We start from the raw sequence: 13,376 nt of genomic DNA, 5'->3' as shown, positions 1-13,376 counted from the left end.
CGCCGAAGTCGCTCGAGGCGCTGGTTACCTGAGTCACAGTAGGCCCGGGAAGTGAAAAGGTCAACATTCACATTGCGATGCGTAATATCTTCGTAGCATTTTGCCGTTCTCCTGCGGCGATACAGTCACGAAACTCCCGAAGCAGCGACCTTTTCGCCGAACACAGGGTCGCCGAACCGCGGCGGTCGCCCCTCGTTGTAGGCGGCGATGCCTTCTTTGAAATCGCCCTGACGCATGAAGTGACCGATGAGATCCTTCGAGCCGTCGATCGACTGTCGGGGTGCGAGGTGCAGAAGGTCCGCGTACATCTGCCGCTTCGCGGAGGTGACCGAGGCGGGAGAAACCTGGGTCGCAACCATCCGGGCCACCTTGTAGACCTCGTCCATGAAGTTTTCGCGCGGGAACAACCCGTTGAGGAAGCCCATCTTGTCGAGTTCTTCCGAGTAGACGATTCGTCCGGTGTACAGAATGTCAGCGGCGTGTGTGAGGCCGACGATGCGCGGAAGGATCCAGGACAGGCCGTACTCCGCGGGAAGACCGAGACGAGGCGTCGACGTCGTGAATTTGATTCCTTCGGCGGCGAACCTGAGGTCGCAGAAGCTGGCGATGGCCGCTGCGATTCCGGCGCATGCACCGTTGATGGCGGCAATCACCGGTACGCGCAGGCCCCACTGCCAGATGACGTCGGTCTCGAACTCCGGGTTCACCCCGGTCCCCGGTTGCGCGGCCGCGCTCGCGTCGACGGTATCCGCGTAGTCGTCCGTGCTCGTGGTGTAGAAGTTGAGGGCCTTGGTGTCTGCTCCGACGCAGAACTGGTTGCCGCTGCCGGTCAGCACGACGACTCGCACCTTGGGGTCGTTGTCGAGAGTGTCCATGATCCAGCGGTACTCGGTATTCATGAGGTTCGTCCAGGAGTTGCCGCGTCCGGGACGGTGGAACCACACTGTTGCGATCCCGTGGTCGTCGATCTCGTATTTCGTGACTTTGAGTTCCATCGTTTGCCTTCTCTTGCCTTGTGCGGGAGGTTGTTCGAGGAGCCGGGCCTCGACTAGTCGAGAGATTCGGGCTGCCACTGCTCCAGGACGTGCTCGGATTCGACGATTTCGCCCGTGATGCGGTGCGGGCTCGCCGAACAGAGGATGACGGCGGCCCGGGCCATCACATCGGGGCTCTCGGCTTCGGGGTCGTCCGCCTGGAGGACGCCGTGGAACACCGGTCCGGGCGTCGCCACCAACCTGGACGGCCGCAGGGCGTTGACGGTGATGCCGTGCTGGAGATTCTCGGCGGCGAAGCCCGTCGTCATCCTCTCGAGGGCGGCCTTGACCATCCCGTAGCCGGTAGTTGTTCCCTTGGCGTTGAATCGCGACGGGGGAACCTCGGGATGGCGTGACTCGCTCGAGGTGATGTTGAGCATCCAGCCCTCACCTCTCTCGCGCATACCGGGGAGTGCGAGTTGACTCAGGTGCATGGGGGCCTGAACCTGGATGTCGAACATCAACTGGAGTCGGCGCAGCGCGAGGTCGGCGCCGGGCTGGAAGAACGTGACGGCGGCGTTGTTGACCAGGATGTCCACCTTGCCGAATCGGCGCACGCTGTCGCGCATGATGCGCTCCCGGTCTTCCGGATTCGTCAAGTCTGCGACGATCGACAACGAGTCACCACCCGCCGCGTGGATGGCGTCGGCGGTCTCCTCCAGTGTTCCGGGGAGCTTGCCCGGTTGCTCGGAACTCGAACGCGCGGTCACGATCACCGAGGCGCCTTCCCGCGCGAATTCCTCGGCGATGGCGGCTCCGATACCTCGGCTGGCGCCCGTTACCAGGGCTACCTTCCCATCGAGAATGCCCATTTTCTTCTTCTCCTGTTCGTCGTGCGAAATCAGCAATGGTGTGTCCTTGTGGGAAGCGCTATCTCGCCATGCCGATTCCTCCGTTCACACAGATCGTCTGGCCGGTCATGAAGCGGGATCCGTCGCCGGCGAGGAACACCATGACGGGGGCCAGGTCGCGATCGGGATCTCCGAGATCGCCGCCCAGCGGAACCTTGGCGTAGACGCCCGCACGTCCCTCCTTCGCTCCGGCGCGAGTCATGGCGGTCTTCATCGCCGGAACGACGATGTTCGCGCGGACCCCGTGCTGGGCGAACTCCAGGGCGATGGTGCGGGTCCACGCATGTACCGCACCCTTGGTCGCCGCGTACCCGCCGAGTTGGCGGATCGCAGTCATACCGGCATCGGAACCGAAATTGATGATGTGTCCCCCACCGGAGGCCTTCATTGCCGTGAAAGCGGCCTGGTTGGTGTAGAAGGTGCCGCGCACATTGACGTTCAGGAGAAAGTCGAAGTCTTCCGGCGCGAGTTCTTCCGCAGGCTTGGCTCGTTGCACACCGGCAACGTTGACCAGCACGTCCAATCCACCGAGTCGATCCGCCGCCGCGGCGACGGCGTCGAAGACCTGGCCGCGATCGGAGACGTCCACAACCTGAAAAGTCGTGTCTCCACCGGTTTCTGCGGCAATCGAGTGTGCCGTCGCGCGGACACGATCCTCGTCGACGTCCATCGCCACGACGCTGGCGCCTTCTCGCGCCAGGGCTCGCGCCGTGGACTCACCGACACCCTGTGCGGCGCCGGTGACGATGATGCGCTTGTTTCGCAGTTGCATCGCGTTTCTTCTTTCCTCAGCTGTAGCTTGTCGCGCGGGTTCGGATGTGTTTCAGGCTGCACATTCGGCATCGAGTTGCCGGATGAGATCCGCCAGTGCGTCGGGTCGGCGTCGATGCACCACGTGGTCGGCGCCGTCGATCTGCACGAGTTTCGCGCCGGAGACTTCCGCGGCCAGGACACGGGCGGCACGCGTGTGCCGTGGGTCTGTCGCCGTGCCGTAGGCCGATACGACCGGAACACGTATCCGCGCCGGGTCGTACGGCGCGGGGATGCCGTGAACGGCTGACCACAGTTCGGTTGCCCAGACCGGTGCGCTGGCGAGAAACGGCCCCTTCTTGTCCGACGGGAGTTCGTCCCATCGCTCCGTGCCCATAGCCCTGCGCATGAATGTCTGTGCAGCCCGGTCGAGTTCCCCACGATCGCAATCGAGACTCTCCGGCAGCGGGACTTCCGGCCACCACGGCGCCCACGGCATGGGTGCTTCGTAGGCCACGACACCGCGCACCAGATCCGGTGCCGTCGCGGCCGCAGCGAGCGCGATGACGCCACCGAAGCTGTGCCCCAGCACGACCGCGGGGTCGTCGCCCAGCACGGAGACAAGATCCTCGACATGCCCGGCGACATCGAGGGCGTCGTCGCCCGGGTGCCTCGACCGTCCATATCCGCGCCGGTCGTATCGCGTGACATTCATGTCCGGCAGCCGATCCTCGACGCGCGCGAAGCTCGCCGACGAGTCCATCGATCCGTGCACGATGACGACGCGAGCCGATGTGGGAACCGTGTGGGCGTTCGGCCGCGTCGCGTTGTACAGGGGTGGCCGGCACCGCGCGGTATCAGTCACGGGGCATCCCCAGGGACTTCTCCGCGATCGAATTCCGGACGATCTCATCGGTGCCGGCGAAGATGTGCACACCGGGCTCTCCCAGGACGAAGGAGTTCCACGAGAAGGTGCCCCATTCGCCGGTATCGGCGGCGAGCTTGGGACCGAGTACGTTGCTCACGAAATCCGCGACTCTGCGGAGATTGATGCTGAGCGCGAGCTTGCTCACCAGTGGGGCGGGATCACTGCGCAGGAACGGGGCGGCGACCATGTCCGTCCCCTGGGCGCCGAGTTGCCGGGCCGCCCAGAAGCCGGTCATGGCTTTGACGAGGTCCTGTCGGACGAGGGGGTCTTCCGAAACGCCCACACCGCGAACCATTTCGACCAGCCGCTCGCCGTTAGCGATGCCGGAGCCCGATTTCCCCATTCCGCCGCCGATTCCGGCGCGCTCGCGCGCGAGGATCTCGCGGACGATGTCCCATCCCTGGCCGATCTCGCCGAGCAGGCCCGAGGCCGGAACATGAGCGTCGTCGAAATAGACCTCGTTGAACGCAGCCCCGCCCGTCATCTGCTTCAGGGGAAGTACCTTGACCCCGGGTTGGTGCATATCGATGAGAAAAGCGGAGAACCCGGACTTTCCGGCCTCGGTTCCGGTACGGCAGAACACCACTCCGACATCGGCGAGGTGTGCATCCGAGGTCCACACCTTCTGCCCGCTGATCCGCCAGCCGGTATCGTCTCGGGTCGCCTTGGTGCGCGCGGAGAACAGATCTGATCCGGCCTCGGGTTCACTGAAGAGTTCGCACGCCATCAGGTCTCCGCGGTGCAGAGCGCGGGGCACCTCCCGCTTCGTGGCGTCGTTCGCGTACTTCAAGATGACGGGGCCGACGACATGATCGAGTTTGAAGTAGTTGTCGGCGGGTACGCCGAATTGGCGTTCGAGCCGGCGGTACAGCCGTGAATACTTGGACGGGAGACCACGGCCCCCGAACTCCGTCGGCCCGTCCAGCCAACCGAATCCCGCATCGAACCGAGTGCGGCGCCAGTCCCGGGCCTCGGCGAGTCGAGCCCGCTCTTCCTTCGAATCCGGCTCTTCCCACAGGTCCACGCCCGTGTCTTCGCCGACGCCCCATTTCAGTTTCTCGCGCGCACCACCGCGTCTCTGTGCGTTGCGTTCCAGGAACGCGAGGACCTCGCGTTCGAACTCCGCCGGCGAGAGAGTGGCCGTTGTGCTCTGTGCGACTGCTTCGATGGTCATCCGATCACCCCTGCTGTTCGAAGTGTTGAAATTCTGTCCTTGGCCCAGCCGAGCTCGGACAAGATGCTGTCGGTGTCCTGCCCGGGTTTCGGGCGCGGATGAGCGTGTGACGGCGTCCGGCCGAAGCGCGGTGCCGGTGCGGGTTCGAGGAATCCGTCGACGTCGACGAATGCATCGCGTTCCCGGTGATGGGGGTGCGTCGCGGCCTCGCCCGGCGACAGCACCGGCGCGAAGCATGCTTCTGCCTCTGCCATCACCGCACACCAGTCGTCCCGGGTGCGTTCGGCGAACGCCGCCGCGAGCAGCTTCTTGCGGTTCTGCCACTGGCTGCGATCGAATTGCGGGAACATCTGGTCCCGGTCGAGCCGCAGAACGTCGACCAACTGCTCATAGAACTTCGGTTCCACCGCGCCGACGGATACGTATCCGCCGTCGCGGGTTTCGTAGACCTCGTAGAACGGTGCGCCGCTGTCGAAGAGGTTCGTGCCCCGGTCATCCGCCCACCGCCCCACCGACCGAAGGTGGTGCACGACGGTCATCAGCAGCGAAGCGCCGTCGACGCAGGCGGCGTCCACGACCTGCCCGCGGCCGGACGCCGAGCGCTCGACGAGTGCGCCACAGATACCCACTGCGAGCAGCATCCCGCCACCACCGAAATCTCCGACGAGGGCCAGGGGTGGGACCGGCGCGTCGCCGGACCGCCCGATCGGCTCCAATGCGCCGGCGACCGCGATGTAGTTGATGTCGTGCCCGGCCACCTGTGCCAGCGGACCGTTCTGCCCCCACCCGGTCATCCGGCCGTAGACGAGACCGGGGTTCGTCGACAGGCAGTCGTCGGGGCCGAGGCCGAGTCGTTCCATGACCCCCGGGCGATTCCCCTCGATGAGCACGTCGGAGGTGTCGATGAGCTCCCGGACGAGGTCTCGACCGGCGGCTTCTTTCACATCCACGACGATCGACCGCCTGCCGCGGCCGAAGCTGTCCAGCTTCCGCGTCTTCTCCGGATCGGAGGTCGGGCGTTCCACGCGAATCACGTCCGCTCCCATGTCCGCCAGCAGCATCGCGCAAAACGGTGCCGGGCCCTGGCCGCCCATTTCGACGACCCGCACTCCCGTCAGCGTTCCGGTCACTTCGACCTCTCTTCCTCCGTCACCGGTGTGTGCGGTGCCATGGTGTGATTACGGGTTGCCCGAAGTCAGGTTGCGCTGAGCTCGTCGACGAGGTCGGCGGCGCCGAGATCGATCCACTGCTGTCCCAGATCGCGTTTCGCCATCTTCCCGATTCCGCTCATCGGAAGCTGCTCGCGCCGGATCCACCACCGCTCCGGGATTTCGTAACGCGCAAGTAGCTGCTTGCAGTGTTCCGTGAGCGCCGCGATGGTGGGCAGGTCGGCGTCGGCGTGCGGTACGACCACTGCGCCGACGATTTCGCCGAGGTCGTCGTCCGGTAGGCCGAGCACGCCTGCCTCCGCCACGGCCGGATGCTTCAGGAGGGTGTTCTCGATGTTGGCGGACGCGATGTTCTCGCCGCCGCGGATGATCACTTCTTTCACACGGCCGGTGACGTAGAGGTAGCCCTCGTCGTCTATCCGCCCCAGGTCACCCGTGCGGATCCACCCGTCGGTGTCCTCGATCGGCCCCTCACCGAGATATCCCTCGGGCACGTTGGGTGTGCGCCCGAGGATCTCGCCGACGCCGTTCTCGTCGGGATCGGCGATACGCAGTTCGACAACCGGGAGGGCCTTTCCGACCCGGCCGGCGTGACTGCCGATCTCCGCGCCGGCACCCGCGGCGAGCAGCCCACCCGTCTCGGTGAGTCCGTAGAGACTCCCCACCCGCTTCTTGACGTTGGGGAACGCCTCTTCGATCCGCGACCGCATCGTGGCCGGGACGGGCGAGCCTCCCAGTGGGATCGAGCTGAGGGTCGAGGTGTCGTAATCGCCGAGGGCGGGATGGTCGAGGACCCGGGACACCATCGTCGGGATGCTGCCCCAGGACTTCACCTTTTCGGTCTCGATCAGGCGCAGTACATCGGCGGGGTCGAACTTACCGTCGAGCAGTACGAGTTTTCCGCCCTGGAGGAGGGTTCCGCAGCTCACCTGGACACCCGCGAGATGGAAGAGGGGAACCGTCTGCAGACTGGTCGTCCCGGGATGGTCGTCGGTGAGTTCGCTCGGGAGTCGCCGCGTCATGGCCAGCAGGTTGTGCAGGTTTCCGATGATCGAGCGCTGGGACTTGAGGATGCCCTTGGGGGCACCGGTCGTTCCCGAGCTGAACATGATGACGGCCGGGTCCTCCTCGCTGACGTGCACCTCGGGGAGTACCGCCGGGTCCCCGGCATCGACGATGGTGCGAAGCTCGGTGAAGGCGATGCGCGGCGCGGAGTGGATTTCGCGATCGGAAATGACCAGCTTCGATTCGCTCTTGCGAACGAGCGCATCCACTTCGTTGTCGCTCCACCACGAATTACCCAGGGCTGCAACCGCTCCGAGTGACTGAATTGCCCAGAACGTCACGACCCACTCGATACTGTTGAAGCCCAGCAGCAACACGCGATCGCCCTTGCCGACTCCGTATGCGGACAGGCGGTTCGCCACCGCAGCGACGGCGCGCTCGTGGTCTCGGAAGGTCAGCCGCCGTGCACCCTGGACAAGTAGTTCCCTGTCACCCCAGCGGCGCGCTTCGATGAGGAGGTCGCGGACACGACGTGGCCTGTCCTTGTACATCAGGGACGGCCTGCCGTGCACCGTGCCCCGGACCACCTCGCGGCTCCACGTGACGTTGGTCGCCTGATCCGTATCCAGACTCATTGATGATTCCTTCCGAAGATCCGGGCCCTGGCAAGCCCGATTTGGGGATTCGACGCGAGCCGCACATCCATGCGAGTGCGTCACGTCCAGTGACCCGAGCACGGGCTCTAAAATGGTTCTACCAATTACTACCGCGGCGGGCATTCCTTGTCAATGCACGGCCGGGCATTTCGGACGAGGCGCTCCGGGCGCCTACGCCCCGTAGACAGCGTTCAGTTGCGCGGTGTCGTAGTACTCCTCGAACGACTTCACCCTGCCGTCCTCGAAGCGAAAGATCTGAACGTATCTCCCCTGGTAGCTGAGGTGCTTGTCGCCCCAGACTCCGCGAGTCCGCACATCGACGTCGCTGTGCGAGCGCACCACGACGACGTCCGGATCCTCACCCGGGATGACGCCGTCAATGTACCAATCGAAGCGTCCCTGCATATCGTCGTGAATCGGATCCCAGAACGCCCTGACCGCCGCCCATCCACGGTGCGACCCGATCTGGCATGTCGCCACATCGTTCGCCACATACGGCGTCAGTACCTCGGGCTCATCGTCGACCCACAGGGCGTAGAACCGTTCCTTGTCCCTGAGATAGAGCGAGAAGAACTCGATGACGACGTCGATATTGCTGCGCGCGCGATTGTTTCGCGTGAGGGGCTCCGATGCGAGGGTCACACCGTTCACTACCGTGGTCATCTGGTACTCCCGTCGTCAGCTGGGGCGAGTGTCGCAATGTGCGTCGGAACCGCGTCGAGGACGACGGTCTTGTTCTCCAGGAAGGGCCGCAGCCCGTCGACGCCGCCTTCGCGACCGATTCCCGACTGCTTGAAACCTCCGAAGCCGATGCGCATGTCGCTGCGAAACACGTTGTGCCCGACCGTGCCCGATCGAAGACGTCGCGCAACGGCATAGGCCCGATCCGGGTCGTGCGTGAAGACCGAGTTGTTGAGGCCGAAATCCGTGTCGTTGGCAAGCTCGAGCGCGTGGTCCTCGTTGTCGGCCGCGATGACGCTGAGAACGGGCCCGAAGATTTCCTCGCGGGCGACCGTCGCGGCGTTGTCCACCTCCGCCAGGACCGTGGGTTCGAAGAACCAGCCCCGCGTGAGACCGGCGGGCCGACCGCCGCCGAACGCCAGTCGCGCTCCTTCTGCGACGCCGGTGTGGACGTACCGTTCCACCTTCTCGAGCTGACGCCGAGTGGCGATCGGTCCCATTCCGGTGGCCGCATCGAACGGGTCACCGACGGTCACTCCCGCGAACTCCGCGGCCAGTGCGTCGACGAGTTCGTCGTGCCGGCCACGGGTCACGATGATTCTCGACAACGCCGAGCAGACCTGACCGGTCAGGAAGCAGGCGTACGCGGCGATATCGGCGGCTGCGGTCGCGACGTCGTAGTCGTCGAGCACGACAGCGGCCGACTTTCCGCCGAGTTCCAGGGTGATTCGCGCGATCCGGTCGGCGGCGATCCCGGCGATTCGCCGTCCGGCCGCCAGCGAACCCGTGAACGTGATCTTGTCGACGCCCGGGTGACGCACCAGCCGCTCCGAGGGACCGCGGTCGGCGGTCACGACGTTGAGAACGCCCGGTGGCAATCCGATCTGTTCGGCGATCTCGGCCATGACGTACCCCGCGCCGGGTGCCTCCGGCGACGACTTCAGGACCACCGTGCAGCCGGCCAGCAGGGCGGGTGCGATCTTGTACGCCATGATGTTGATCGCGGCGTTCCACGGGACGATCGCACCCACGACACCCACCGGCTCCCGGACCAGCAGCGCGAGACGACCACCTCCCGGCGGATCGTCGAACCGCTCCTCGAAGGAGAAGGTGTCGGCGAGGTCGGCGTAGTAGTCGTAGACATCGCCGATGGTGCCGGCGAACGCGTGGGCGACCGCATGAGTGCTGCCCATTTCGCTCGGCCAGATCTGCGCGATGTCGTCGACCCGAGCACGTAACGCGGCGCCCATCGCTCGCAGGTATCCCGCCCGCTCGGCGTGGGTCAGTCGTGGCCACGGACCGTCGTCGAAGGCAGCCCGCGCCGCGGCGACCGCACGGTCGATGTCGGCCTCGGTCGCATCCGCCACGCGCACGTAGACCTTCTCCGTCGACGGATCGATGACGTCGATGCCTCCGCCGCTTTCGGGGCGGACCCATTTCCCGTCGACGAACAAGCTGTCGGGATGTGCGATCGGCACTGATGTACTACGCATTGTCACTCCTGAGATCGGGGGAGGTCTTGGGCAGTGACCGCACTCCGGCGTCGGACTCGGTGACCACCGTCATCTCCCGCGCGTTGGGGAGCCAGAACCACGCCACAAATATTTCGACGACCGCGACCGCCGTCACGTAGTAGGCGGGTGCGAGGGCCGAGAAGTTCGTGACCAGCCAGGTGGCGATGAGGGACGCGGTACCGCCGAACAGGGCAAAACCGACTTGGTAGGGCAGGGCGCTGGCCGATGCGCGGACGTCGACGGGGAACAGTTCGACGACCGCGAAGCCCGCGGCGAGGTTCATCGGGTACAGGAGCGTCGTGTACCCGGCTATTGCGATGGTGGCGAATACCGGTCCGTGGCCGATCAGGGCGAAGGCGGGAATAGTCCAGACCGCGAGTCCGGCGGCGAGGGTGATCGCGAACCGCTTCCGTGTCACGGTGTCCGACCACCGGCACAGGACCATCACGAAGGGCGCGGCGATCAGGAACCCGAGCACCATGACGAGCAGAGCGGTGGTCATCGAGTACCCCTCGAATTTGACCATGAGGGTGATCATGAAGCCGATCAGCATGTAGCCGGCGAGCGAGACCAGTCCCACCCACGCGAACAGCGTCAGCATCTCCTTCTTGACCGTACGAAAGGCCTGGACGAGGGGAACGTGTCGGCCGACCTGCTTGGCGACCTCCGCGGACGCCGCGGTGAAGGCCTCCGATTCCTGCAGCTTCAGCCGAAGGACCAGGCCGAGGACGCCGAGTGGCGCGCCGATCAGGAACGGGATCCGCCACCCCCACGACTGCATTTGATCGGCCGTCGTCACGAAGTTCATGACGAGGGCGACGATCGCGCCGCTCGCGACGCCGGCCATGACCGAGACGACCAGCCATGATCCGTTCCGGCCACGTTCGGCGACGGGTGAGTGCTCGATGACGAGGACGTACGCTCCGCTCTGCTCGCCGCCGGCCGAGAAGGCCTGCGTCAGTCGGCAGGCGAGCAGCAGGGCCGGTGCAGCGACGCCGATCATTGCGTACGACGGGAGGAGGCCGATCACGGCGGTCGACGCACTCATCAGCACGACGGCGATCAGCAGCGCCCGCTTGCGACCCCACCGATCCCCGACATGGCCGAAGACGATGGCGCCGACCGGCCGCATGACGAAGGCACCACCGTATACACCGAATGTTGCGAGGAGTGCCGCCTGGCTGCTGTAGTCGGGAAAGAACTGCTGCGAGATGATGATCGCAAAGAACCCGTAGAGGGTGAAGTCGTAGAACTCGATGAAATTGCCGACCGCTCCCGCACGCGTCGCACGCGCTCGGATTCGTTTGGCATCTGTCGTTGCCGGTGTCGTCTCAACGCTCACGTGCTTCTCCGTTTCTCGGTCTACGACGTCAGAATTCCGTTGTCACGCAGTGCCTGAATCTCGTTCTCGTGGTATCCCACTTCTCCGAGGATCTCGTCGGTGTGCTCGCCGAGCCGCGGTGCGTATCCCCACGGACCGGTGGCGGCATTCTCGAACCGGATGGGATTGTTCGGCACCTTGTAAGTTCCGTACTCGGGGTGGGTCAGCTCGGTGACCGCCTGATTCGCAAGCACCTGCGGGTCTTCGAGAGCGTCCTCGAGCCGATGGATCGGGCCGCAGGGCACCCCCGCCTCCTCGAGCTTTCGCAGCCAGTACTCGGCCGGATGCTTGCTGAAGATCGTCTGGAGCCGCCCGCACAGCTCGTCCCTGTTCTCGATCCGCTGGGTGTTGGTGGTGTAGGAGGGGTCTCGGAAGTCGTCGTACTCGTCGAGCATCGGCACCAGCTTGTTCCAGAACTTGTCGTTGAGCACCGCCAGGATGAAGTGCTTGTCATCCGAACCGAGGAACGGCTGGTAGGGCACCAACTGCGGGTGCCCGCCACCCTGCGGCCTGAACGGCACGCGCGTCTTGTCGTAGGCGGTGATGTAGTTCGCGAACGCCGCCACCTGGCCATCGAGGAGATTGATACTGATCTTGTCGCCCACGCCGGTCTGATCGCGCAGCCGCAACGCCGCGCACACGCCGAATCCGACGAAGAACGATCCGACGAAGTCGGCGATGGGGACGCCCACCTTCACCGGGCCGCCGCCCACCTCACCGGTCACACCCATCATGCCGCTCAGCGCCTGGGCGAGAATGTCCATGCCCGGCTGATCCGCGCGTGGGCCGCTTTCGCCGAATGCGGTGATGGAACAGTAGATCAGACGATCGTTGATCTTCCGTAGCGTGTCGTAGTCGATTCCCATCCGCTTCACCGCGTCCGGGCGAAATGCCACGACGAACACGTCGGCGTCGCGGACCAACCGTTCGAGTACTTCGAGCCCCTCGCGGCTCTTCAGGTCGAGGGCGATGGATCGCTTGCTGCGGTTGACGCCGAAGAAGTACGCGCTCTCGCCGTGATCGAAGGCGCTGTCGACGTACCGGAAGCTGTCTCCCTGGAGCGGCTCGACCTTCACGACGTCGGCGCCGAGATCACCGAGAAGCGAAGTGCCGTACGGTCCGGCCCCGATTTGTGACAGATCGACAATTCGCACTCCGGACAGTGGAAGTCGGCCTTCTGATCGTTCGGTTCGTCCGCCGAGCGGGTTGTGGTCGCGGTCTGACGAAATGGTCATCGATACCCCTACAGATCGTTGAGGAAGCGCCGCCGGTCGCGGGTGAGAATGCGCAACAGCGAGGCGCGACATATGGTAGAACCATTAGAGGCGACTCCGCGAGGTCTGTCAACCAGCAGTTTCCGGGCAGCCTCACCGCACGACCCACACCGCACGCAGCCTGCGCCAACCAGCGGGCGAGAGGAGACATACGTGGCACACCACTTCGACAGTCGATTCGTCACCGTCGACGGACTTCGGGCACATTTCGTGACACCGGCAGACGCAACCTCCGGAAATGCCCCGGCCGTGCTCCTGCTGCCGATGATCACCGGGATCGGAGAACAGGTCCGGGAATTCGCGGAACTGATCGCCGGCGAGACAGGGGCGATCGCTCTCACGTGGGATCCGTGGCACGGGAAGAGTTCCGACGACACCCCCTTCGAGGAACTGCACGAGCTGCACGCACAGCTCGACGACGAGACGGTGCTCGACGAACAGCAGCGGCTCGTCGACTACCTGACGACCGAACACGGCGTCTCGTCCGTGGGAGTGATCGGGTGGTGCCTCGGTGGCCGATTCGCGCTGATTCTCGGCGCCCGCGATCCGCGAATCGAGAGTGTGGTCGCCTACCATCCCACCCTGCCGGGCGAGATTCAGCCTCATCACAGCATCGACGCCGTCGCGGCGGCAGCGGACATCCCGGCCCCGGTGATGGTGCACTACCCGGGCAAGGATTCGCTGGTCCCCCGCGAGAACTTCCTGAGCCTGCAGGCGGCGTTGCAGGGCAGGGACACCGACGCACCGACGATCATCCATCTGTATCCGCGAGCCAAGCACGGGTTCAGCGATTCCCGACGGCACAACGAACAGGTCAACGCCGATGCATGGGCGATGTCGTGGCCGCAGACGCTCGATTTCCTCCGCACGTCCGCCCGTCTGCGCGAACCGGCGGTGTAGCCCCCAAAGGCCGCGGTGTGCAGCGACATTCGCTGACACCGCGGCCTTTCCGTATCGGT

12 protein-coding genes are annotated in these 13,376 nt (G+C 65.1%); 1 reads left to right on the top strand and 11 read right to left on the bottom strand.

From position 1 onward, the window contains the following. Window positions 1–125 precede the first annotated feature (125 nt). From MLGJGCBP_RS32440 to MLGJGCBP_RS32390, 11 genes are all read right to left on the bottom strand, one after another. Window positions 126–995, bottom strand: coding sequence for an enoyl-CoA hydratase-related protein (locus MLGJGCBP_RS32440; protein ID WP_160100767.1), 870 nt, complete (start codon window positions 993–995; stop codon window positions 126–128). A gap of 53 nt (window positions 996–1,048) precedes the next feature. Continuing rightward, on the bottom strand, window positions 1,049–1,882 hold the full coding sequence (locus MLGJGCBP_RS32435) for an SDR family NAD(P)-dependent oxidoreductase (protein ID WP_160100765.1): 834 nt from the start codon (window positions 1,880–1,882) through the stop codon (window positions 1,049–1,051). Between the two features lie 22 nt (window positions 1,883–1,904). Continuing rightward, the gene (locus tag MLGJGCBP_RS32430; protein WP_160100762.1) at window positions 1,905–2,657 is read right to left on the bottom strand and encodes an SDR family NAD(P)-dependent oxidoreductase; all 753 of its coding nucleotides are present in this window, start codon (window positions 2,655–2,657) and stop codon (window positions 1,905–1,907) included. 51 nt (window positions 2,658–2,708) lie between these two features. Further along, entirely contained in the window at window positions 2,709–3,500 is a 792-nt protein-coding gene (locus MLGJGCBP_RS32425; protein ID WP_160100760.1) for an alpha/beta fold hydrolase, read from the bottom strand. Beyond that, window positions 3,493–4,737, bottom strand: coding sequence for an acyl-CoA dehydrogenase family protein (locus tag MLGJGCBP_RS32420; RefSeq protein ID WP_160100758.1), 1,245 nt, complete (start codon window positions 4,735–4,737; stop codon window positions 3,493–3,495). Before MLGJGCBP_RS32420 ends, MLGJGCBP_RS32425 begins: the two co-directional genes overlap by 8 nt. Further along, the gene (locus MLGJGCBP_RS32415) at window positions 4,734–5,867 is read right to left on the bottom strand and encodes a CaiB/BaiF CoA transferase family protein (protein ID WP_160100756.1); all 1,134 of its coding nucleotides are present in this window, start codon (window positions 5,865–5,867) and stop codon (window positions 4,734–4,736) included. The genes MLGJGCBP_RS32420 and MLGJGCBP_RS32415 overlap by 4 nt, the downstream gene beginning before the upstream one ends. A gap of 65 nt (window positions 5,868–5,932) precedes the next feature. Next, the gene (locus MLGJGCBP_RS32410) at window positions 5,933–7,546 is read right to left on the bottom strand and encodes a class I adenylate-forming enzyme family protein (RefSeq protein WP_160100754.1); all 1,614 of its coding nucleotides are present in this window, start codon (window positions 7,544–7,546) and stop codon (window positions 5,933–5,935) included. 192 nt (window positions 7,547–7,738) lie between these two features. Then, window positions 7,739–8,230: a nuclear transport factor 2 family protein gene (locus tag MLGJGCBP_RS32405; protein WP_160100752.1), complete on the bottom strand. Its 492-nt coding sequence runs from the start codon at window positions 8,228–8,230 to the stop codon at window positions 7,739–7,741. Beyond that, window positions 8,227–9,741, bottom strand: a complete 1,515-nt coding sequence (locus tag MLGJGCBP_RS32400) for an aldehyde dehydrogenase (RefSeq protein WP_160100750.1) — start codon at window positions 9,739–9,741, stop codon at window positions 8,227–8,229. Before MLGJGCBP_RS32400 ends, MLGJGCBP_RS32405 begins: the two co-directional genes overlap by 4 nt. Further along, window positions 9,734–11,104 carry an MFS transporter gene (locus MLGJGCBP_RS32395; protein WP_160100748.1) on the bottom strand — a complete coding sequence of 457 codons (1,371 nt, stop codon included), beginning with the start codon at window positions 11,102–11,104 and terminating at the stop codon, window positions 9,734–9,736. The genes MLGJGCBP_RS32400 and MLGJGCBP_RS32395 overlap by 8 nt, the downstream gene beginning before the upstream one ends. A gap of 20 nt (window positions 11,105–11,124) precedes the next feature. Then, complete coding sequence (locus tag MLGJGCBP_RS32390) at window positions 11,125–12,378, bottom strand: CaiB/BaiF CoA transferase family protein (RefSeq protein WP_160100746.1); 1,254 nt, start codon at window positions 12,376–12,378, stop codon at window positions 11,125–11,127. A gap of 192 nt (window positions 12,379–12,570) precedes the next feature. On the opposite strand from MLGJGCBP_RS32390, the gene MLGJGCBP_RS32385 reads away from it, so the two are divergent. After that, window positions 12,571–13,317 carry a dienelactone hydrolase family protein gene (locus MLGJGCBP_RS32385; RefSeq protein WP_201453251.1) on the top strand — a complete coding sequence of 249 codons (747 nt, stop codon included), beginning with the start codon at window positions 12,571–12,573 and terminating at the stop codon, window positions 13,315–13,317. Window positions 13,318–13,376 lie beyond the last annotated feature (59 nt).

This window comes from Rhodococcus sp. T7, assembly GCF_009872365.1.
In the GTDB taxonomy this organism is placed as follows: Bacteria; Actinomycetota; Actinomycetes; order Mycobacteriales; family Mycobacteriaceae; genus Rhodococcus_F.
The sequence above is the reverse complement of the archived record's forward strand: the minus strand, read 5'-3'. Positions and strand labels throughout refer to the sequence as shown.

Bases quoted from the DNA above. Each gene is read 5' to 3' on its own strand.
- MLGJGCBP_RS32430 (WP_160100762.1), bottom strand. From the start codon at position 2,657: ATGCAACTGCGAAACAAGCGCATCATCGTCACCGGCGCCGCACAGGGT.
- MLGJGCBP_RS32405 (WP_160100752.1), bottom strand. From the start codon at position 8,230: ATGACCACGGTAGTGAACGGTGTGACCCTCGCATCGGAGCCCCTCACG.
- MLGJGCBP_RS32410 (WP_160100754.1), bottom strand. From the start codon at position 7,546: ATGAGTCTGGATACGGATCAGGCGACCAACGTCACGTGGAGCCGCGAG.
- MLGJGCBP_RS32390 (WP_160100746.1), bottom strand. From the start codon at position 12,378: ATGACCATTTCGTCAGACCGCGACCACAACCCGCTCGGCGGACGAACC.
- MLGJGCBP_RS32400 (WP_160100750.1), bottom strand. From the start codon at position 9,741: ATGCGTAGTACATCAGTGCCGATCGCACATCCCGACAGCTTGTTCGTC.
- MLGJGCBP_RS32440 (WP_160100767.1), bottom strand. From the start codon at position 995: ATGGAACTCAAAGTCACGAAATACGAGATCGACGACCACGGGATCGCA.
- MLGJGCBP_RS32420 (WP_160100758.1), bottom strand. From the start codon at position 4,737: ATGACCATCGAAGCAGTCGCACAGAGCACAACGGCCACTCTCTCGCCG.